This is a genomic window from Solirubrobacter phytolaccae, assembly GCF_027587195.1.
Classification (GTDB): domain Bacteria; phylum Actinomycetota; class Thermoleophilia; order Solirubrobacterales; family Solirubrobacteraceae; genus Solirubrobacter; species Solirubrobacter phytolaccae.
On record NZ_JAPDDP010000091.1, the window covers coordinates 1 to 19742 of the forward strand.

Annotated in this window: 17 protein-coding genes; 8 read left to right on the forward strand and 9 right to left on the reverse strand. The window is 69.6% G+C overall.

Annotation, left to right across the window (positions count from 1 at the left end):
• The 4 genes from OJ997_RS31640 to OJ997_RS31655 all read left to right on the forward strand — a co-directional run.
• Positions 1–1588 (forward strand): PASTA domain-containing protein (locus OJ997_RS31640; RefSeq protein ID WP_270029370.1); only part of this gene is annotated, 1588 nt, incomplete at its 5' end.
• A 12-nt stretch (positions 1589–1600) separates the two neighbouring features.
• Complete coding sequence (locus tag OJ997_RS31645; RefSeq protein ID WP_270029371.1) at positions 1601–2956, forward strand: cytochrome ubiquinol oxidase subunit I; 1356 nt, start codon at positions 1601–1603, stop codon at positions 2954–2956.
• Positions 2946–3989, forward strand: coding sequence for a cytochrome d ubiquinol oxidase subunit II (locus OJ997_RS31650; protein ID WP_270029372.1), 1044 nt, complete (start codon positions 2946–2948; stop codon positions 3987–3989). Before OJ997_RS31645 ends, OJ997_RS31650 begins: the two co-directional genes overlap by 11 nt.
• Positions 3986–4147 carry a hypothetical protein gene (locus tag OJ997_RS31655; protein WP_270029373.1) on the forward strand — a complete coding sequence of 54 codons (162 nt, stop codon included), beginning with the start codon at positions 3986–3988 and terminating at the stop codon, positions 4145–4147. The genes OJ997_RS31650 and OJ997_RS31655 overlap by 4 nt, the downstream gene beginning before the upstream one ends.
• Here the strand turns inward: OJ997_RS31655 and OJ997_RS31660 are convergent.
• Together OJ997_RS31660 and OJ997_RS31665 are read right to left on the reverse strand one after the other, a co-directional pair.
• Positions 4144–5262 (reverse strand): hypothetical protein, encoded by a 1119-nt coding sequence (locus OJ997_RS31660; protein WP_270029374.1) that lies wholly within the window; start codon positions 5260–5262, stop codon positions 4144–4146. The genes OJ997_RS31655 and OJ997_RS31660 overlap by 4 nt on opposite strands.
• The gene (locus OJ997_RS31665; protein WP_270029375.1) at positions 5250–6230 is read right to left on the reverse strand and encodes a hypothetical protein; all 981 of its coding nucleotides are present in this window, start codon (positions 6228–6230) and stop codon (positions 5250–5252) included. Before OJ997_RS31665 ends, OJ997_RS31660 begins: the two co-directional genes overlap by 13 nt.
• A gap of 168 nt (positions 6231–6398) precedes the next feature.
• Here OJ997_RS31665 and OJ997_RS31670 point away from each other — a divergent pair, with 168 nt between their 5' ends.
• Positions 6399–6992, forward strand: coding sequence for a hypothetical protein (locus OJ997_RS31670; protein WP_270029376.1), 594 nt, complete (start codon positions 6399–6401; stop codon positions 6990–6992).
• Positions 6993–7117: 125 nt separating this feature from the next.
• Here OJ997_RS31670 and OJ997_RS31675 read toward each other — a convergent pair whose 3' ends face one another.
• From OJ997_RS31675 to OJ997_RS31705, 7 genes are all read right to left on the reverse strand, one after another.
• Entirely contained in the window at positions 7118–7561 is a 444-nt protein-coding gene (locus tag OJ997_RS31675; protein WP_270029377.1) for a FlgT C-terminal domain-containing protein, read from the reverse strand.
• Positions 7558–8364, reverse strand: a complete 807-nt coding sequence (locus OJ997_RS31680) for a hypothetical protein (RefSeq protein WP_270029378.1) — start codon at positions 8362–8364, stop codon at positions 7558–7560. Before OJ997_RS31680 ends, OJ997_RS31675 begins: the two co-directional genes overlap by 4 nt.
• Positions 8365–8725: 361 nt before the next feature.
• Positions 8726–9712, reverse strand: a complete 987-nt coding sequence (locus OJ997_RS31685) for an ABC transporter substrate-binding protein (protein ID WP_270029379.1) — start codon at positions 9710–9712, stop codon at positions 8726–8728.
• A gap of 24 nt (positions 9713–9736) precedes the next feature.
• On the reverse strand, positions 9737–10690 hold the full coding sequence (locus OJ997_RS31690) for an ABC transporter permease (protein WP_270029380.1): 954 nt from the start codon (positions 10688–10690) through the stop codon (positions 9737–9739).
• Complete coding sequence (locus OJ997_RS31695) at positions 10687–12189, reverse strand: sugar ABC transporter ATP-binding protein (protein WP_372517960.1); 1503 nt, start codon at positions 12187–12189, stop codon at positions 10687–10689. The genes OJ997_RS31690 and OJ997_RS31695 overlap by 4 nt, the downstream gene beginning before the upstream one ends.
• A gap of 29 nt (positions 12190–12218) precedes the next feature.
• The gene (locus OJ997_RS31700; RefSeq protein WP_270029383.1) at positions 12219–13187 is read right to left on the reverse strand and encodes an aldo/keto reductase; all 969 of its coding nucleotides are present in this window, start codon (positions 13185–13187) and stop codon (positions 12219–12221) included.
• On the reverse strand, positions 13187–14497 hold the full coding sequence (locus OJ997_RS31705) for an L-fuconate dehydratase (protein ID WP_270029385.1): 1311 nt from the start codon (positions 14495–14497) through the stop codon (positions 13187–13189). Before OJ997_RS31705 ends, OJ997_RS31700 begins: the two co-directional genes overlap by 1 nt.
• Before the next feature lie 80 nt (positions 14498–14577).
• On the opposite strand from OJ997_RS31705, the gene OJ997_RS31710 reads away from it, so the two are divergent.
• The 3 genes from OJ997_RS31710 (at position 14578) to OJ997_RS37945 (ending at position 19740) form a co-directional block, all read left to right on the forward strand.
• Positions 14578–15402 carry an amidohydrolase family protein gene (locus OJ997_RS31710; protein WP_270029386.1) on the forward strand — a complete coding sequence of 275 codons (825 nt, stop codon included), beginning with the start codon at positions 14578–14580 and terminating at the stop codon, positions 15400–15402.
• Positions 15399–16100 (forward strand): FadR/GntR family transcriptional regulator, encoded by a 702-nt coding sequence (locus OJ997_RS31715; RefSeq protein ID WP_270029387.1) that lies wholly within the window; start codon positions 15399–15401, stop codon positions 16098–16100. Before OJ997_RS31710 ends, OJ997_RS31715 begins: the two co-directional genes overlap by 4 nt.
• Positions 16101–16368: 268 nt before the next feature.
• Positions 16369–19740 (forward strand): glycosyl hydrolase family 95 catalytic domain-containing protein, encoded by a 3372-nt coding sequence (locus OJ997_RS37945; RefSeq protein WP_270029388.1) that lies wholly within the window; start codon positions 16369–16371, stop codon positions 19738–19740.
• Positions 19741–19742 lie beyond the last annotated feature (2 nt).

Sequence of the window (19742 nt, forward strand, 5' to 3'; positions counted from 1 at the left end):
GCACGCGGTCGTCGCGCTGGAGCTGCGCCCGACCGAGCTGCGCGCCCGCCGCCGCGCCTTCGCCGAGGTCCGCGTGCGCAACGAGGGCGACGCCCCGGCCGACGTCGAGCTGACCGCGACCATGGGCGCGCCCGCCGCCGCCCGCCGCGCCGCCTCCGCGCCCGCCCATGGCGACGCCGCTCCCAGCCACGCCGACTTCGTCTCCGGCCGCGTCGACTCCGCCTCCGCGCGCGTCGAGTTCGAGCCGGAGCCGGAGCGCGAGCCGCGCCCCACCCACGCGTGCTCCATCTCGCCCTCGCGCGTCCAGGTCGCGCCCGGCGAGGAGGTCGTCGCCCGGCTCGAGGTGCGCGGCCCGCGCCACTGGCTGCGCCGTGGTGAGCCCGTCCCGGTCACCGTCGCCGCGCCCGGCGCGCACGCCGAGGGCACGTTCCGGCCGCGGGCCGCGGTGCCCGTGTGGGCCGTGCTCGTCCCGATCCTCGCCGCGGCCGTCGGCGTCTGGCAGGCGACGCGTCCCGACGGCATCTCCGTCCCGCGCGTCACCGGCCTCTCCGTGCCCGAGGCGCGTGAGCGGCTGCGCGAGGCGGGCTTGAAGGCCAAGCAGGCGCCGCTCCCGGTGGCGGAGCCGTCCGAGGCCGGCGGCGTCGTCCACCAGGACCCACCGGCCGGCACGCAGGTCGACGACGGCGGCGACGTGACGCTCTCCTACTACCGCGCCAGCGGCGTCGGCACCGTCACGCCGGAGGTCACGACCTCACAGCTCGCGCCGTCGGACCAGCCGCCGGCGGATCAGCAGGCGCCGATCGCCTACACGCGCGCGAACCGCGTCTTCGTCCAGTTCCCCGGTGAGAGCGAGACCGCGGTCGGCGGCACGGTCGGCGAGATGAGCGCCGATCCCGCGTGGGACCCGCGCACCGGCGAGCTCGCGTACGTGCGCCGCGCGGCGCCGTCCTCGTCGGCGGAGATCGTCGCGGTGGACCCGCACGCCCCGGGCACGCCGCACGCGCTCATCCAGGGCGACGGCTCCTACATCAGCCCGACCTTCTCGCCCGACGGCACGCGCCTCGCGGTGATCGCCGAGGACGGCACGGGCTACGGCGGCTCGCTGTGCGTCGTCGTGCCGCCGGCGCTTGCACCGCGCTGCCATCACGATCCCGACTGGCGCTACGGTCGTCCCACCTACGGCGCCGACGGCGTGCTCTACGCGCTGCGCCGCAGCACCGCCACCACGCGGGAGGGCGGCTGGGACGAGCTCGTACGCGTGAACACCGACCTCGCCGCCGAGGGCGAGCCGCTCCTGCGCGGCGACCTGCGCGCGGTCGCGACGGGCGGCGACGGGCGCTTCGGCGTCCTCGCGCGCCGGACCGGCGAGGCGGGTTACCACGCCGAGGTGCTCTCCCCGACGGGCGCTCCGATCGCGGTGCAGTCCGGCGACACGTCCGGGTGCGACGTCGCCTGGAGCGGTGTCGCGCTGATCGTCAGCGCCGGCGCGTGCGGCGGCGGCGAGCAGGTGCTCCGGCTGGACCCCGCCAACCTCGATCTGCCGGGCACGAAGCTGCTCGACGGAGGGGAACCGGCCCTGGTGGGTTAGTGTCCACGGCGGATGACCGGCTTCGCCGTCTTCGCCGAGCAGGTGCGGGGCGTGCTCGAGGGCGCGGCGCAGCCCGACGCCGTCGAGGCACGCCAGATGCAGGCGCTGTCGCTCGCGGTCCACATCCCGCTGGTGTGCTTCGGGATCGCCTTCCCGGCGATGATCGTGTTCGTCGAGGGGCTCTACCTGCGGACGGGCGACCCGGTCTACAAGACGCTCGCGAAGCGCTGGTCGAAGGTGGCGCTGATCATCTTCGCCACCGGGGTGGTCACCGGCACGATCCTGTCGTTCGAGTTCGGGCTGCTGTGGCCGGACTTCATGGCGACGTTCGGGGAGGTCTTCGGCGTCGCGTTCGGGCTCGAGGGGATCTCGTTCTTCCTCGAGGCGATCTTCATCGCCATCTACGTCTACGGCTGGGACCGGCTCCCGCGTAAGACGCACATCCTCACCGGCATCCCGATCATCATCACCGGCGCGACCGGCAGCGCGTTCGTGATCAGCGTCAACGGCTGGATGAACGACCCGCAGGGCTTCGAGGTCGTCAACGGGCAGGTGCAGGACCCCGTGCCGTTCACCGCGCTCCTCAACGGGCACGTCGCCCACGAGCTCGTGCACATGTACCTCGCCGGCTACCTCGTCTGCGGGTTCATGCTCGCGGCCTACTACGCGCGCCGCTGGCTCGGCGGGCGGCGGGACCGCTACACGCGCACCGCGCTGGTCGTCCCGCTCACGTTCGCCGCGCTCGCCGCGCCGATCCAGGTCGTCGTCGGCGACTGGGCCGCGCGCACCGTGACCGAGAGCCAGCCCGTCAAGCTCGCCGCGTTCGAGGGGCTCTACAAGACGCAGGAGGGCGCGGCCTTCCACCTCGGCGGCTTCTACGACACCGAGCGCAACGAGGTCAGGTACGGCATCAAGATCCCGTACCTGCTCTCGATCCTCGCCAAGCACAACCCGACGGCGGAGGTGACCGGGCTCGACAGCGTCGCGCCGGAGGACCGGCCGCCGGTGAACATCGTGCGCACGTCGTTCCAGACGATGATCGCGATCGGCACGTTCCTCGCCGCGCTCGGCTCGCTGTTCATCTTCGTCTGGCTGCGCAAGCGCCGATTGCCCCACTCCAAGTGGTTCTTCCGCGCGCTGATCGCCGCCGGCCCGTTGTCGGTCGTGGCGCTGATCGCCGGCTGGGTCACGACCGAGGTCGGCCGCCAGCCATGGATCGTCTACGAGTTCATGCGCACGGAGGACGCGGTGACGTCCGCCGACGGGCTGGAGATCGCCTACGCGGCGCTGATCTTCGTCTACGTCCTGCTCTTCGGCTCGGTCCTCTGGCTCCTGCGCCGGCTGCAATCGAGGGACCATGCTGCCTGAGCTCTGCGCCGGCCTCGTGATCCTCGGCGTGACCGCCTACGCCGTGTTCGGCAGCGCGGACTTCGGCGCCGGCTTCTGGGACCTCACGGCCGGCGGCGCGGAGCGCGGCGGCCGCGTGCGCGGGATGATCCAGCGCTCGATGAGCCCGGTGTGGGAGGCCAACCACGTGTGGCTGATCTTCGTGCTCGTGATGGTCTGGACGGCGTTCCCGGTCGCGTTCGGCTCGCTCATGTCGACGCTCTCGATCCCGCTCTTCCTCGCCGCGCTCGGCGTGATCTTCCGCGGCATGGCCTTCGCCCTGCGCGGCCAGGCGGCGACGATCAACGAGGCCCGCGTCCTCGGAGCGGTCTTCGCCTTCTCGTCCGTGCTGATCCCGTTCTTCTTCGGCGCCGCGATCGGCGGCGTCGCCAGCGGCCGCGTGCCGGTCGGCAACGCCGCGGGCGACCTGATCGACTCGTGGCTGAACCCGACCTCGATCGCGATCGGCGTCGTCGCGATCCTCACCGGCGCCCACCTCGCCGCGGTCTTCCTGACTGGCGACGCCGAGCGCGCCGAGCTGCCGGACATGGTCGCGGCGTTCCGCGCCCGCGCGCTGGGCTCGGGCCTCGCGGCGGGAGCGGCGGCCCTGGTGACGCTGTTCGTCGTCCGCAGCGACGCCCGCGCCCTCTACGACGGCCTCACCAGCGGCGACGGCCTGATCGCCGTGGCCGTCTCCGCCCTCGCCGGCGTCCTCACAATCGCCCTCGTCGCCACCGGCCGCTTCGGCCCGGCCCGCTTCGCCGCCGCGGCGGCGGTCGCCGCGATGACGATCGGCTGGGCGCTCGCCCAGGACCCGTACATCCTCCCGGGCGAGCTCACCCTCGACGACGCCGCCGCCAGCAACGCGACGCTGATCGCCCTGACGATCAGCGTCGGCCTCGGCCTGCTCGTGCTCGTCCCGTCCCTGTGGTGGCTCTACCGCCTGGTCCTGCGCGGCACGCTCGACCAGGACTACGAGCCCCTCGACCAGCGCTTCAAGCCGGTGGACTCATGAAGCTGATGTTCGCCTGCCTGATCCTCGGCCTGCCGCTGATGCTGCTGTTCGAGAACCCCTTCACCCGCGTCGCCGGCGTCCTACTGTGCCTCGGGTTCATCGTCTCCGGCGTCTTCGTCATCGCCAATCCCCACGACCTCGGCCGCGACGACGCCTAATCCTCGTTTGCTCTGAGCCAGGGGTCGTATTGGAGACGGCCAGCGAGCAGCGGGTTGGTCAATCGCCAGATCCCCCGAGCTGGTTGGGTTAGAAGTCCAGCCTGATGCAGTCGAGTCACAGCTCTCTGGATTTCCTGGGGCCCAACTCCGGCCGCATCTCGGTACGGTCCCCGCCCGTCGGCGATCTGTAGCAGCGCCCGCCCTCCAAGTCGGTGGAGCGTACGGGCGTGAAGCACAGCCCGCGAGGCCAGTCCATCGTCGAGCGAAAGCATGTATTGCCACATCTCAAGTGCGGGGACATGGTCGGCAGCGTCGGCGTATAGGCCCAGAGCGAGCAGCATGGTCGGGGGGTGCGCCTCGGCGAGTTCCGCCATCTCGAGATACCAACTGAGCTCCGCGGTCTCGCCAACCGGCAACGCCTCTCGGGCGACTCCTTGCCACACCCCGGCGTCGGGCCGGCCTAGCGTGATCCAGACGCCGTCACCAAAGAACGCACTCGATTCGTCGAATGCCGCAGTCATCGATGTCGTGTGGCCAGAGACCAGTACACGAACCTTCCCGCGCTGTTGAGCCGATCGCACGCTCCACAGCAGTTCGCTCGCGTCGAGCGGATGACGCGGTGTCAGTCCGGGTGCCTGGAGGTGATCAATCCAGAGGATCGGCCCGGAGGAACTCGACGGAAGGCCCTCCAGAAGCTCTCTCGTGGCGATCCCGGACCGGCTCATGGCGGGAGGGCCGCTCACCGCGAGCGCGGCCGCGTCCCGTCCAAGCTCTTGGGTAAGTCTCGCGAACGCTTGTCGCGACTTGTTCGACTGCTCCGACGCCGGGCGACTGACTCGCGATAGCTCTTCTGCTCCCAACGACCGCCGCGCGAGTCCCCGAGCCACCATCCATGCAACGTGGGCATCACCCGTCGCCGCACGCAGGTCGATCACGATGGCTTGCTCGTCACGAGTCGCGTGCATGAGAACGGTCGAGATCCCGACCTCGGCTTCTCCGGCTACCGCCACGACGTCGGATTCACGTAGGGCCTGCTTGACTCGTTCTACGTCGTTCGTGCGCGCAGCGGTGAGCGCTGTGCGAAGCCGAGGTAAATTCGTGGTCAGTCTGACCATGACGGATGCGATCGAGCCAGCTCGATCGCCTGCTCGACGAGACCTTCGGTGATGTCGAACAACCGTTCCTCACCGAGCAGTTGCTCTACGTGTGCGCAGACTCGCATCGTCCGCTGCGCGTGCCCTCCGCTTGCCGCAAGGATTTGGTTGATGCGCTCACGATCGATCGCGGCGCTGATCTCGAGGAACCGTTCAGTTAGTCCGTGATGCCAATCCTCGCGACTGATCTCCGGCAGCAGAAAGGAGAGTCCGTCGTGATGGAGCGGCTCTCCATCAGCCAACAAGGCGGCGTTAGCGGCACGGTCACTCCCGGCGAGCAGCAACACGATTCGGCTATCCGGCACTCGCATCACGGCCGCGAGCGCGTGTTGCGCGCGACGCGAGTCCTCTGGTTGAGACCAGTCGGTGACAAGACGACCGATCTCGTCAATCAGGATGAGGACGAATCGATCCTCTGCCACCGCCGCGGCGCGAATGCCTGCCAAGACGCCGGCAAGATTGGCGGCCCCGGCCTCAACGGGCGACAGCAAGGTATCGATTGCGGCCGCAACCTTCGACACGTCGGCGCCCGTGTCCATACCGAGGGCAGAGGCGGCGTCGCCTACCGCGGGTTCTGCCACTTCGGAGAGCGCCTTGCGCAGACCAGTGCGAAGTCCCACTCTACGAGAGCCAAGACGAACGCCGGCTGCGCGAGCCTGTTCAGCTAGACGCTTTGCGAGCTCCTCGGACGACAGGATCGGCGCCGCGAGATCCACCTCGAGTGCCCACGCATCGTCTCTTAGCCGAATACGGTCGATCAACGCCAGAGCAACGCTGGTCTTGCCAGCACGACGTTCTCTGACGAGCAGAGTTGCTTGCCGCGAGACGACGACTTGGTGCTCGAGCGCATCGACAGTGGGACCTCGCCCAATCAGCCGCTGCTCCGGTCGCACGGGGCCGCTGATCTGGAACGTCTTTATCACGTCCATCGTGAAAATCTATCATTTGTAGCGTGATATTGACTCACGTCTAGCGTGATCTGCTCTCAGGGACTCGGCCCGGGCAGACACTGTCACCACGTCTTCGTGATCGCAATCCCCACGACCTCGGCCGCGACGAGTAGGCTCACGCCGTTCTCATGAGCAAGGAGGCGAGTGATGGGGTGGTTTCGGCGCGAGAAGCCGATCGACGTGGTGGCGGAGCTCGTGGAGATGGGCGCGCCCCCGGACACGGCCGCAGCGATCGTCGCGGCGCTGGGTGACGCCGGTCTCACCGAGCGCGAAGCGCAGATCTGGGTGAGCGATCCCGAGCGGGCGTACCCTCACAACTGGCCGATGGAGATGGGCGACCAGGTGATCATGATGGCGGCCGGAACGCGGTTCCTGATCACCCAGGGCAAGGCCGACGACGTGCTCAAGGAGGCCCGCGAGTTCGCCGAGGCGAGCCCCGACGAGCGCGCGATCTCGCGCCTGTTCTGGGGCAGCCTCGACGACGCTCGCCGGCTCACGGGGTGCTCGCCGGAGCGGGCGGCGGTGATCGCGGACATCGCTCGCACGATCCGCGAGCGCGTCGGCAGCGATCAGGACGTCTGCTACGTCGGCCAGACCGTCCTGCCCGGCACCGAGGACCGCCGCATCGTCGACCGGCTGCTGGACGGCGAGGAGCAGGCGGTGCGCGACGAGCTCACGCGCGGTGAGCTCAACCCGAAGCGGCTGCTCAAGCAGCAGCCGCTTCGTCTCAGGGGCTGGTGAGCTACGGGAGCCGGCATCATCCCGCCCGCCCGCGAGGAGCTCGCGCAGCTCGACACGGCGAACCTTGCCGCTGACTATCTTGAGCGGCTAGGCGCGAACTCAATCCGGCGGACGCTTCGCGAGGGCTAGCTCGTCTTCGGTCTTGAAGACGGCGAGAGCTCGACAACGTCGCCAACGCGGACCGTGTCCTGACTAGGGATCGGTTTGATGTCGTGGTCCTCCACGGGGAGCGTGTCCTGCACCTCGCGGTAACTTCGCTTGGTCGTCGCGCCGTAGATCAGTCCCAGCGTGCCGCCAGCGGGCCGCTCCTCTACTTGCTCCCGGCGACTCGGCGTCGAGGCCACTGTGAACTGAGGGTGCACCTCATCGGCTATGACAGTGGCCTTGCGGTTCCGGTACGACCCGAGGGAAGCACCCGAGTCCGGATCGAGAATCTCTTCGGTCTCGGAATAGACATAGAACTTGTCGCCGCGCTGCACGCCGTGTTCCGAGCCTCGGTTGAGGACGAGGCGGTACTCGTCGAAGATTCGGACAACCTTTCCCACGATGGTCGTCGGTGGGGTCCTCATGCGTTGTGGTCCTCGTTCGGGGATGTGGCGGTGAGCGCCGCCGATACCGATACCTCAACCGCGGCAAGGGCGTCGTCAACGGTTCTGAGCTGTTCGTCCGAGAGTGATGTAAACGGTCCCCAGTCCAGCCCTCCTAGCCTGAGCAATAGCCCATCAGGAGACGTACTCCGGCCTAACGAGAGTGGCTCCGCTACTAACGAGGCCAGCAGGCTCGGAGGAAATGCAGAAGCGTGGACGTTGGAGGCATCGACGCTCGTCACTTCTCCGAAAACGATGGCCTTCGAATCGTCGTTGCGAACTAGGGCTACGAGCTCTCCGGAGAGGATGCCCGGGTCGGTCCCACCAGAAAGCGCGCGCACTTCGACTATTCCCTCGTTGGAGTGGTGGATGCTGACGACGGCCCATTGAATTGGCTCTCCGGCGTTGCGACGCGCACGGTGCCGAAGAGTGATCTGCAGGAGTTTCCGCTGGCGAGCCACGCCATCTACGGTTTGGACAAGCGTCAGCTGCGGATCGGCGAGCCGCTGATTGAGGTTGAGTATCTCCTCGGCAAGTTCGTCATTTGCGCACTGTAGTGCCGCGAATTCTTCGACTTTCGCGCTGGCGGACTCGATCTGCATGCGATCGATCTCATGGGTGCGGCTCAAGTTGTCAATCTCGTGCCGGGTTGCGTCAAGAGACGCGGTCAATCGTGCGGATTCGCGCCAAAGCTCAGCCACAACCAGAGCCAGGAACAACGCGCAAACGACCGAAATTCCCACGGCCCCGTGCTCGATGGCTCCGTAGACGAGAGCGATGAGCATGGTCCCGCTGGTGGCGATACCTCCTGGGCTCGTGACCTGTGCTCGGATGGGTTGTGGTAGGTGGCTGACCGCGCGAAAGGTATACGAAGCTCTCGGATCCCGCCGGACCCGGCGGAACCGACGAACCGGCGCGGCTCGACCAGCGATGTCACACCTCTCTTGCTCGTCCGACCATCAGACCGAGCGTCCGGTCCAACAGGTCGAGGCAGATTTCACTGTCGACGAGCACGCCCAGCAACCAGGCGAAGGGGCGACTCATCTAGCCGGTAGTCAGAGAGCCGCGCCCGTCGGACCGGCGAACGAGCATTCGTCAGCGACGCTCGCCCTGGTCGGGCCGCGCTGACGCGGCCCGACCAGGCGGCTACTCGTAGAGGACCGCCGCGATCTTCGGGTCCTCGATGTTGGTCTTGTCGTACCAGTAGAAGCCGGTGTCGATGACCTTGGGCTGCGTCTCGCCGTTGATCGCGGCGAGCGCGGAGTCGACCAGCTGCTTGCCCATGCCGACCGGGTTCTGCGTGATCGCGCCGGCCATCACGCCGCTCGTGATCGCGTCGATCTGGGCCTTGCCGGAGTCGAAGCCGACGATCGTGATGCCCTTCTTGCCGCTTTCCTCGACGCCCTTGACGATGCCGATGGCCGAGCCCTCGTTGGCGCCGTAGAAGCCCTTGAGGTCCGGGTTGGCCTGGATGATCGACTTCGCGATGTCGGCCGACTTGGCCTGGTCGCCGCCGCCGTACTGGACGGGCAGGAGCTCGACGTCCGGGGCGTTGGCCTTCATCCAGTCGACGAAGCCGTCGCGGCGCTCGATGCCGGTCCGCGAGGTCTGGTCGTGGACGACCAGCGCGACCTTGCCGGACCCGCCGATCAGCTCGGACATGTGCTTGGCGGCCTCGCCCGCGGCGGCGATGTTGTCGGTCGCCGCGGTCGTCACCGGGATGTCGGACTCCACGCCCGAGTCGAACGCGACCACCGGGATGTTCGCGGCCTTCGCCTGCTCCATCAGCGGTGCGCTGGCCTTCGAGTCCAGCGCCGCGAAGCCGATCGCCGCCGGCTTCTTCTGGATCGCGTTGGTGAGCATCGTGACCTGCTGCTCGATGTCCTGCTCGGTCGGCGGACCCTCGAACGTGATCTTCGCGCCCTTGGCCTTCGCCTCTTCCTCCGCGCCCTGCTTGACCGCCTGCCAGAACTGATGCTGGAACCCCTTGGAGACGATCGCGATGTACGGCTGCTCTCCACCGCCGCCTCCACCACCGGCGGACGCGCCGCCCGTGGTGGTGCCCTCGTCATCCCCGCACGCCGCGAAGCCCAGCGCGAGCCCTGCCGCGCACACCGCCAACCACTTGCTCATGACTGCTCTCTCCCTCTCCTGGATTCACACAGTGCTGCGGCGCTTGCGCGCCATGTCCGCGTAGACGGCGACGAGGATCACGGCCCCGAGGATCACGTTCTGCCACTCCTGCGGGATCGACATGATCTGGAGGCCGTTGTTGAGGACCGAGATGATCAGCGCGCCGATCAGCGTGCCGACGATCGAGCCCTTGCCGCCGGCGAGCGAGGTGCCGCCGATCACCACCGCGGCGATCGCCTGCAGCTCGTAGCCGATGCCCGTGCCGGGCTGCGCGGACGCGAGCCGCGCCGAGATCATCACGCCGGCCAGGCCCGTGAAGAGCCCGGCGAGCGTGTAGATGGCCAGCTTCCAGCGGCGCACGCTGATCCCCGACAGCGCGGTCGCCTCCTCGTTGGAGCCGATCGAGTACGTGTAGCGGCCGAGGATCGTCTTGTTCAGCACGACGGCCGCGATCACCGTCGCCACCCCGAGCACGAGCACGGCGTTCGGGAAGTCGACCCCGAGCAGGTGCCCGGTCGAGATCGCCGTGTAGCCGGGCTCGTCGTTGAAGTAGATCGGCGTGCTGTCGGAGATGACCAGCGCGAGTCCCTGCGCGACGAGCATCATCGCGAGCGTCGCGATGAACGGCGGGATGCCGAGGAACGACACGTTGAAGCCGTTGACGAGGCCGATCAGCCCGCCGAACAGGATCGTGCCGAGCACGCCGAGCCACACCGGCAGCCCGCTGTTGACGATCAGCACGCCGGAGATGACCGCGCACAGCGTCATCCCGGTGCCGATCGACAGGTCGATCCCGCTCGTGATGATCACGAACGTCGTCCCGAGCGCGAGTAGCCCGATCACGACCGTCGAGAACAGGATCGACGTGACGTTCGAGTAGTTCAGGAACGACGACGACGCGATCGAGAAGAACAGGAAGATCGCGATCAGCGAGCCGAACGCGAGGAACTGCTGCAGGCGGTCGCGGACGGCCGTCACGCCGCCACCGCGCGCAAGGTCGCGTAGTGCATGACCTGCTCCTGCGTCGCCTCCGACGCGTCCAGCGTCCCCGTCACCCGGCCCTCGCACATGACCACGATCCGATGCGACATCCGCAGGATCTCGGGCAGCTCCGACGAGATCATCACGATCGACTTGCCGCTCTCCGCCAGCTGGTTCAGCAGCCGGTAGATCTCCTCCTTGGCGCCCACGTCGATCCCCCGCGTCGGCTCGTCGAAGATCAGGATGTCGCAGTCCTTCACGAGCCATTTCGCGATCACCACCTTCTGCTGGTTGCCACCCGACAGGTTCTTGGCCGTCTGCTTGACCGACGGCGTCTTGATGCGCAGCGTGTCCACGTACTCGGCGGCGGTCGCCCGCATCGCCCGGTCGCGCACGAAGCCCCACGACTGGAAGCGCTCGGCGAGCGCGCTGAGGCCGATGTTCGCGCCGACCTCCTGCTCGAGCAGCAGCCCGTAGCGCTTGCGGTCCTCGGACAGGTAGCCGATCCGGTGGCGCGCCGCTTCCGCGGGGTTGGCGATCTTGATCTCGCGCCCGCGCAGCGTGATCGTGCCGGAGTCGATCCGGTCCGCGCCGACCACGGCGCGCGCGACCTCCGTCCGCCCCGCGCCCATCAGCCCCGCGAAGCCGAGGATCTCGCCCTTGCGCAGCTCGAAGGTCACCTCGCGCAGGAGGTCCTTGGTCGACAGCCCCGCCACCTGCAGCACGACCTCGCGGTCCTCGCGCACGCCGACGGGCTGCGCGTCCAGGTTCAGCTCGCGCCCGACCATCATCGAGATCACCTCGGGCATCGCCGTCTGGGCGGTGTTGCGCGTGCCGACGTAGCGGCCGTCGCGGATGACCGTGATCCGGTCGGCGATCCGCCGCAGCTCGTCCATGCGGTGGGAGATGTAGATCACCCCGGTCTCGGGCGTGAGGAACCGGCGGATGAGCTCGTGCAGGACGTCGACCTCGGCGTCGTTGAGCGCCGCGGTCGGCTCGTCCATGATCAGCAGCCGCGGCTCGAACGACAGCGCCTTGCCGATCTCCACCATCTGCTGCTTGGCGACGGTGAGGTCGCCGACGAGCTGCTTGGGCCGCAGCGGCAGGTGCAGCCGCTCGATCAGCTCCGCCGCGCGCGCGTTCAGCGCCCGCTCGCTCGTGAAGAACCCACCCTCGCGCCCGATGAACAGGTTCTGCGCGACGGTGAGGTCGGGCATCAGGTTGAACTCCTGGTGGATAATGCTGATGCCGAGCTCGAGCGCGTGCTTGGCCGACGACGGCTCGTACGGCGCGCCCGCGAAGAAGAACTCGCCCGCGTCGGCGTCGTAGATGCCGGACAGGAGCTTCATCAGCGTCGACTTGCCGGCGCCGTTCTCGCCCACCAGGCCGAGCACCTCACCCGCGCGCAGGTCCAGGTGCATGTCCTCGAGCGCCTTCACGCCGGGGAAGCTCTTGCTCACCCCGCGCACTTCCAGTAGCAATTCCGTGTCGTCCATTGGCTCTCCCCCAATCTCGATCCGGTCGCCTATGGAACGGGAGCGTCCGGACGCAGCAGTCCTTCGGCGACGAGCTCGCCCCAGACGGCGTCGGGTATCGGGTCGTCGAAGAGCGCCGCGTTGCGCTCGACCTGGTCCGCGGAGCGCGCGCCGAGGCACACGGTGGACACCGCCGGGTGCGCGAGCGCGAACTGCGCGGCGGCGGCCGGCAGGGTCGTGCCGTGGCGCTCGAGCACGTCGGCGATCCGGTGCACGCGCGCGAGGAGCTCGGGCGGCGCCGGCTCGTAGTTGTAGGTCGCGCTCTCACGCGGGCGCGGGCGGGAGAGCAGGCCGGAGTTGAACACGCCCGCCGCGATCACGGACACGTCGCGCTCGACGCACAGCGGCAGCAGCTCGTCGAGCGCGCCCTGCTCGAGCAGCGTGTAGCGGCCGGCGAGCATGACGACGTCGAGGTCGGTGTGGCGGACGAAGTCGGCGAGCATCTCGGCCTGGTTCATGCCGGCGCCGTAGGACGTGATCACGCCCTCCGCGCGCAGCTCCTCCAGGGCCGGGAACGCGCCGTCGAGCGCTTCGCGGTAGTGCTCGTCGGGGTCGTGCACGAGCAGGATGTCCACGCGGTCGAGGCCGAGGCGCTCGAGGCTGGCCTCGAGCGAGGCGCGGATGCCGTCGCGCGTGTAGTCGCGCACGCGGATGTGGGTCGGTGGGACGGCGTAGCCCTCGTCGTCGAGGTCCTCGTCCGTCGTCGGCTCCAGCAGCCGTCCGACCTTGGTCGAGACGATGAACCCCTCGCGCTCGGCCAGCCCGCAGGCGAGCCGCCGCTCGGCGAGCCCGAGCCCGTAGTGCGGCGCGGTGTCGAAGTAGCGGATGCCGGCGTCCCACGCCGCGGCGAGCGCGCCCCGCCACTCCTCGTCGGAGACGGCACGGCCGAGGTTGCCGATCGGCGCCGAGCCGAACGACAGCGGCCCGACCTGCAGCCCTCCGCGACCGAGCGGGCGCATCACGCGTGCGATGGCTGCGGCTGAGTCCATACCGTCCCGCCCGGGTAGCGGTGCGCGGCGATCGCCTCGGTGGTCATCTGCGCGGAGAAGCCGGGGGCGGTGGGCGCGAGGTAGCGCGCGCGCTCGACCACGACCGGGTCGACGAAGTGCTCGTGCAGGTGGTCGACGTACTCGATCACGCGGCCTTCGAGGCTGCCGGAGACCGCGACGTAGTCGAACATCGCGAGGTGCTGGACGAGCTCGCACAGGCCGACGCCGCCGGCGTGCGGGCACACCGGCAGCCCGAACTTCGCGGCCAGCAGCAGGATCGCGAGGTTCTCGTTGACGCCCGCGACCCGCGCGGCGTCGATCTGCACGACGTCGATCGCCTGCGCCTGCATCAGCTGCTTGAAGACGACGCGGTTCTGCACGTGCTCGCCGGTCGCGACCCGGATCGGGTGCACCGCGCGCCGGATGGCGGCGTGGCCGAGGATGTCGTCGGGGCTCGTCGGCTCCTCGATCCAGTACGGGTCGTACGGGCCGAGCGCGCGCATCCAGGCGATCGCGTCGCCGACGTCCCAGCGCTGGTTGGCGTCCACGGCGATCCGGATGTCCGGCCCGCAGACGGCGCGCGCGATCCGCAGGCGGCGCACGTCGTCCTCGAGGTCGGCGCCGACCTTGAGCTTGATCTGCTCGTAGCCGGCGGTGAGCGCCTCCTGGCACAGCCGCGTGAGCTTGGCGTCGGAGTAGCCGAGCCAGCCGGGCGTGGTCGTGTACGCGGGGTAGCCGTCGGCGAGCAGCCGCGCGGTGCGCTCCTCCCGGCCGCTCTGCGCGCGGCGCAGGATCGCCAGCGCCTCGTCGCGGGTGAGCGCGTCGGTGATGTAGCGGAAGTCGACGAGGTCGACGAGCGCCTCCGGCTCCATCTCCGCCAGCAGCTGCCACAGCGGCTTGCCGGCGCGCTTGGCCGCGAGGTCCCAGAGCGCGTTGACCACGGCCGAGATCGCCATGTGCATGACGCCCTTCTCCGGCCCGAGCCAGCGCAGCTGCGAGTCGTGCACCAGCCGGTGCCACACGTCCCCGATCGCGTCGACCGAGGCGCCGAGCACGAACGGCTCGAGCGCGCGGATGGCCGCGACCTGCACGTCGTTGCCGCGCCCGATCGTGAACGCGAACCCGTGGCCCTCGAGCCCGTCGCCGGCGTCGGTGCCGATGACCACGTAGGCCGCTGAGTAGTCGGGGTCGGGGTTCATCGCGTCGGAGCCGTCGAGTTCGAGCGACGTGGGGAAGCGGACGTCGAACGTCTCGAGTGACGTGATGACGGCCGGAAACATGGGATGTTTGATGGCCACGGACGGCAGAAAATCATCGGATGACTGCGCTGTCAAGCGAGTATGCTCGCCGAGGTCATTGGATGTTTCGCGTTGACGCACATCATCACGTGTGGAACCTCGAGGTGCGGGACCAGCCCTGGATCGACGAGGAGTCGCCGCTGCGGCGCTCGTTCGGGGTGGAGGATCTCGCGGCGGCGGCGAGCGGCTTCGACGCGACGGTGCTGGTGCAGACCGTCACGGTCGCGGAGGAGACGCCGGAGCTGCTCGCGCTGGCGGCAGAGCACGACCTGATCGCCGGCGTCGTCGGCTGGGTCGACCTCACCGCGCCGGACGTGGCCGACGCGCTCGCCGCGCTCGGGCGCGACTGGCTCGTCGGCATCCGCCACCAGGTGCAGGGCGAGCCGGACCCGCGCTGGCTGTGCCGCGAGGACGTGCGGCGTGGGCTGCGGGCGGTGCGCGACGCCGGCCTCGTCTACGACCTCCTGACGCTCCCGCCGCAGCTGCCGGCGGCGCTCGAGACGGTGCGCGCGCTCGACGACCTCGTATTCGTCGTCGACCACCTCTCCAAGCCGCCGATCGAGCGCGGCGAGCTGGAGCCGTGGGCGACGCACATGCGGGAGCTGGCGCGCTGCGAGAACGTCGCCTGCAAGCTCTCGGGGCTGGTCACCGAAGCGGACTGGGACGACTGGACCGTGGACGATCTGCGCCCGTACGCCGAGACCGTGCTGGAGGCCTTCGGCCCCGAGCGGGTCATGTTCGGCTCGGACTGGCCCGTGTGCACGCTGGCCGCGAGCTACGACGAAGTGGTGGCCGCGGCCGAAACCCTCGTGCCCCTGGGCGATCGTCCAGCGGTGTTCGGTGAAACGTGTCGTCGGATCTATACGCTGGGCAGGAGAGCGGTATGAGCGTCACGCAGCGAGCCATCGACGACATCAAGGCGATGATCATCCGCGGCGAGCTCGCCGCGGGGGACCGGTTGCCCAAGGAGGCCGACCTCGCCGCCCGGCTCGGCATCTCCCGCAACTCCCTGCGTGAGGCGGTACGCGCGCTCACGCTCGCCAACATCCTCGAGGCGCGTCAGGGCGACGGCACGTACGTGACGAGCCTGGAGCCGAGCATGCTGCTCGAGCCGCTGACGTTCATGGCCGACTTCCACCAGGACCGCACGCTGCTGCACGTGCTCGAGGTCCGACGAATCCTGGAGGCGTCGGTCGCCGCGCTGGCCGCGCAGTACATCACCGACGCCGAGCTCGAGGAGCTGCGCGGGATCGTCGACGAGATGGACGCCTGCGACACGGTCGAGGCGTTCGTCGCCAACGACCTGCGCTTTCACCGGCTGATCGGCGCGGCGTCGCGCAACCCGGTGCTCGCGTCCGTGCTCGACTCCTTCTCGACGCCGATGAGCCGCACCCGCGTGTGGCGCGGCGTCACGCAGTCGAACGCCATCGACCTGACGAAGGCGCAGCACGCCGCGCTCTACGACGCCCTGGCGCACCATCGCCCCGACGTCGCCCGCGCGGTCGCCACCGCGCACATCGCCGGCGTCGAAGCGTGGCTCGAGGCCGCGCTCGACGAGGGCGAGCCCGACGCGCTCGCGGCCTAGCGGACCAGCGAGTCCTCGGATCATTACGGGTCACGTTCGCGCAGAAGCGCGCACCAAAACCGCTTTCGGAGCGAAACATCGGATCAATGCTTGACATCCGTCTCGCTCGGGTGAATAGTTGCGCGGCCGTTCAAACCGGTCACACCGAGGAGAGGTCTGGATGTCGGGGAGGAGAGCCCCACGCCGCGCTGCGGCGTTGCTGGTCGCTGGATTGACAGGGATGGTCATCGCGCCGCCGAGCGTTTCGGCCGCGCCGAGCACCGCATGGGTGGACAACGCCTTCCGGGTGGACACGCCGAACGTCGTGCGCCGGGCGAACATCATCCTGGGCTCGCCGCCGTTGCAGGCGAACCAGCTGATGCCGCTGGGCAACGGCACGCTCGGCGCCGCGGTCTGGGGCGCGGGCGGGTTCACCGCCCAGCTCAACCGCACGGATACGTGGCCGACGCGCAAGTCGCCGGGCCAGGTGACGATCCCCGGCCTCGCGCCGCTCACGAACGCCGCCGACTACAAGGGCAGCGTCGACCTGTACGACGCGACCTTCCGCCAGCAGGGCGGCGGCATGACCGCGACGACGTACATCCGCGCGGACAAGGACCAGCTTGTGGTCGACGTCACGGGCGCCGACCCGAACAGCACGCAGACCGCGCGCATCAACTTGCAGAGCGGCCGCAACCCCACCGCGGCCGCGAGCGACGGCATCGCCCGCCTCGCGGAGACGTGGGTGGACACGGGCTCGTTCACGGGCGGCACCGGCAAGACCTTCGGCTCCCTCGCCGCCGTCACCGCCGGCGGGCGTGAGGTCACCGCGCGCGTCGTCGACGCGCGCACGGTCGAGGTGACCTTCAAGCCCAACGCGGACGGCACGTTCCGCGTCCTCGTCGGCTCCCCGACGTGGGCCGGCGGTGACGCGCAGGCCGGAGCGGCCAGCGCGATCGGCGCCGACACGACCGGCAACCTGCGCGCCGCGCACACCGCGTGGTGGCAGCAGTACTGGAACAAGGTCGGCCTGATCCGGCTGCAGTCCGCGGACGGCACGGCGGACTACATGGAGAACCTGCGGACGATCTTCCTGTACGTGCAGGGCGCCGCCGAGCGCGGCACGTTCGCGACGGGCCAGGCGGGCACGCAGCCCATGTTCAACTTCAGCCGCGACTCGCAGGGCTGGGGCGGCGGCCACTACTGGCACTGGAACATGCGCATGCACCTCGCGGCCAACATGGGCGCGGGCAACACCGACGCGAACCTGCCGCGCTACCGGCTCTACCGCGACAACCTCGAGAACATCCGCAAGTGGACGACCGAGCGGATGGGCGGTCGCCCCGGCATCTGCGTCCCGGAGACGATGCGCTTCGACGGCACCGGTTGGTACACGGGTACCGACGACGGCAACCCGAGCTGCATCGCGGCCGGCCCGCCCGAGTGGAACCGCCGCAACCTGACCACGGGCGCGAACGTGAGCCTGTCGATGTGGCGCCACTACCTGGCGACCGACGACCGCACCTTCCTCGAGCACAACTACCCCTTCATGGCCGACGCGGCGCGCTTCCTGCTCGCCTACGCGGTCGAGGGCGCGGACGGCAAGCTGCACACGTCGCCGTCGAACGCGCACGAGACGCAGTGGGACGTCGCGGACCCGATCACCGACCGGCTCGCGATGAAGACGCTGTTCCCGATCGTGGTCGAGGCGGCGACGCTGCTCGGCCAGGACGCGGCGCTCGTCACCCAGCTGCAGGCGGCGATCCCGAAGCTCCTCGACCTGCCGACCGAGACGCGCAACGGCCAGACGGTGTTCGCCTACTCGGCGCAGCCGCTCGCGCAGCTGCGCAACGTCGAGAACCTCGACCTGGAGACGGTCTTCCCGTTCAACACGGTGACCGACCAGACGCCGGCCGAGTTCGAGATGGCCAAGGCGAGCTACGCCACGCGCCGCTTCGTGAACGCCAACGACTGGAGCCTGGACGCGGTCGACGCCGCGCGCCTGCACAACGGGGCGGAGGTCGCGGCGCGCCTGCGGGCCACGACGAGCTCCTACCAGATCTTCTCGAACGGGCTTGCGAACCTCGGCCCGTCCGGCGCCACCAACACCTATGACGAGCACGCCGGCGTGACCGCGCTGGCGATCAACGAGGCGCTCGCGACCGACTTCGACGGCATCGTGCGGATCGCGCCCGCGGTCCCGCCGGGCTGGACCGCCGAGGGCACGGTCTTCCTGCAGCACCGCTCGAAGATCAGCGTGCAGGTCCAGGAGGGCGCCGTCACCACGGCCGCGCTCGTCAACGGTCCCGCCGCGCGCAGCATCCGGATCAAGAACCCGTGGCCGGGTCAGGACGCGCAGATCGTGTCCGGCTCGAGCCCGAGCACGGTCGTCGTCCCCGCGACCAACGCCGCGCTCATCACGCTCCCGGCGGCCGCCAACGGTACGTACCTCATCCAGCGCCCGGCCGCGCCCACCAGCGCGCTGCCGACCGCCACGCTCACCGGCACGCCGCCGACCGCGGCGCGCCACCTCGCGAGCTCCAACGCGCGGATCGGCCTCGACGTCCCCGGCTACGAGCCGCCCGGCCCGTGCCCGACGCCGACGCAGACGCCGCTGTTCGCCTGGGACCCGAAGGCCGGCGACACGATCAACGACTCCTCGTCCTACGACCGCGACGGCCTGTGGAGCGGCGGCGCCGCGACGTACCTCGCCACCGGCCCGACGGGCTCCAGCGCGAGCGTCACCGGCACGCGCTTCCTGCGCACGCCGACCACCACGCTCGGCTACCTGCGCGAGGCGACATGGGCCGCGGAGATCAAGATCAACGCCGCGAGCTCCTACCGCCGCATCTGGGACTGGAAGACGGCCAGCGGTGGCGACGGCGTCGGCTTCCTGATCGACCTCACGCCGAGCAACCAGGTGCGCATCATCACCTCGGGCGTCGGCCTGACCACCAACGCGGTGCTGCCGAGCGGGCGCTTCATCAACCTGGTCATCACCGCCGCGCGCACGGGTGAGGTCGACGTCTACGTCGACGGCGTGCGCGCCGGTGGCGGCTCGATCCCGAACCTCGCGATCGACGGCTGCGCGCCGGCCGAGCTGCGGATCGGCGCGGACCAGGGCGGCGGCCAGCGCATCAGCGCGGAGATCGACCGCACGGCGATGTTCACCAAGGCGCTCGGCGCCGACGACCGCGCGCGCTGGCAATCGCTGGCGTTCGTGGACTCGGTGAGCGCGGAGACCGAGGTCGGCGGCACCGTGCCGCAGGTCCTGTCGCTCGCGTTCAACCAGCCGACCGCGAACCTCGGCACGTTCCGCCCCGGCGTCACCGCCGACTACACGGCGACGCTGGACGCGACCGTCACCACGACCACGCCCAACGCGGCGCTCACCGTGCACGACGCGAGCAGCACCGCGACCGGCCACCTGGTGCAGGGCAGCTACGTGCTGCCGCAGGCCTTGCAGGTCAGGGCGGGGGCAGGTGCGTTCGCGCCGGTGGGCGGCGCGAGCGCACCCACGCCGCTCGTCAGCTACGCCGGCCCGAAGAGCCTCGAAGCCGTGGCGATCGGGCTGAAACAGCCGATCGCGGCGACGGACGGCCTGCACACGGGCGCGTACGCCAAGACGCTCACTTTCACGCTTTCGACGACGACCCCGTAGGA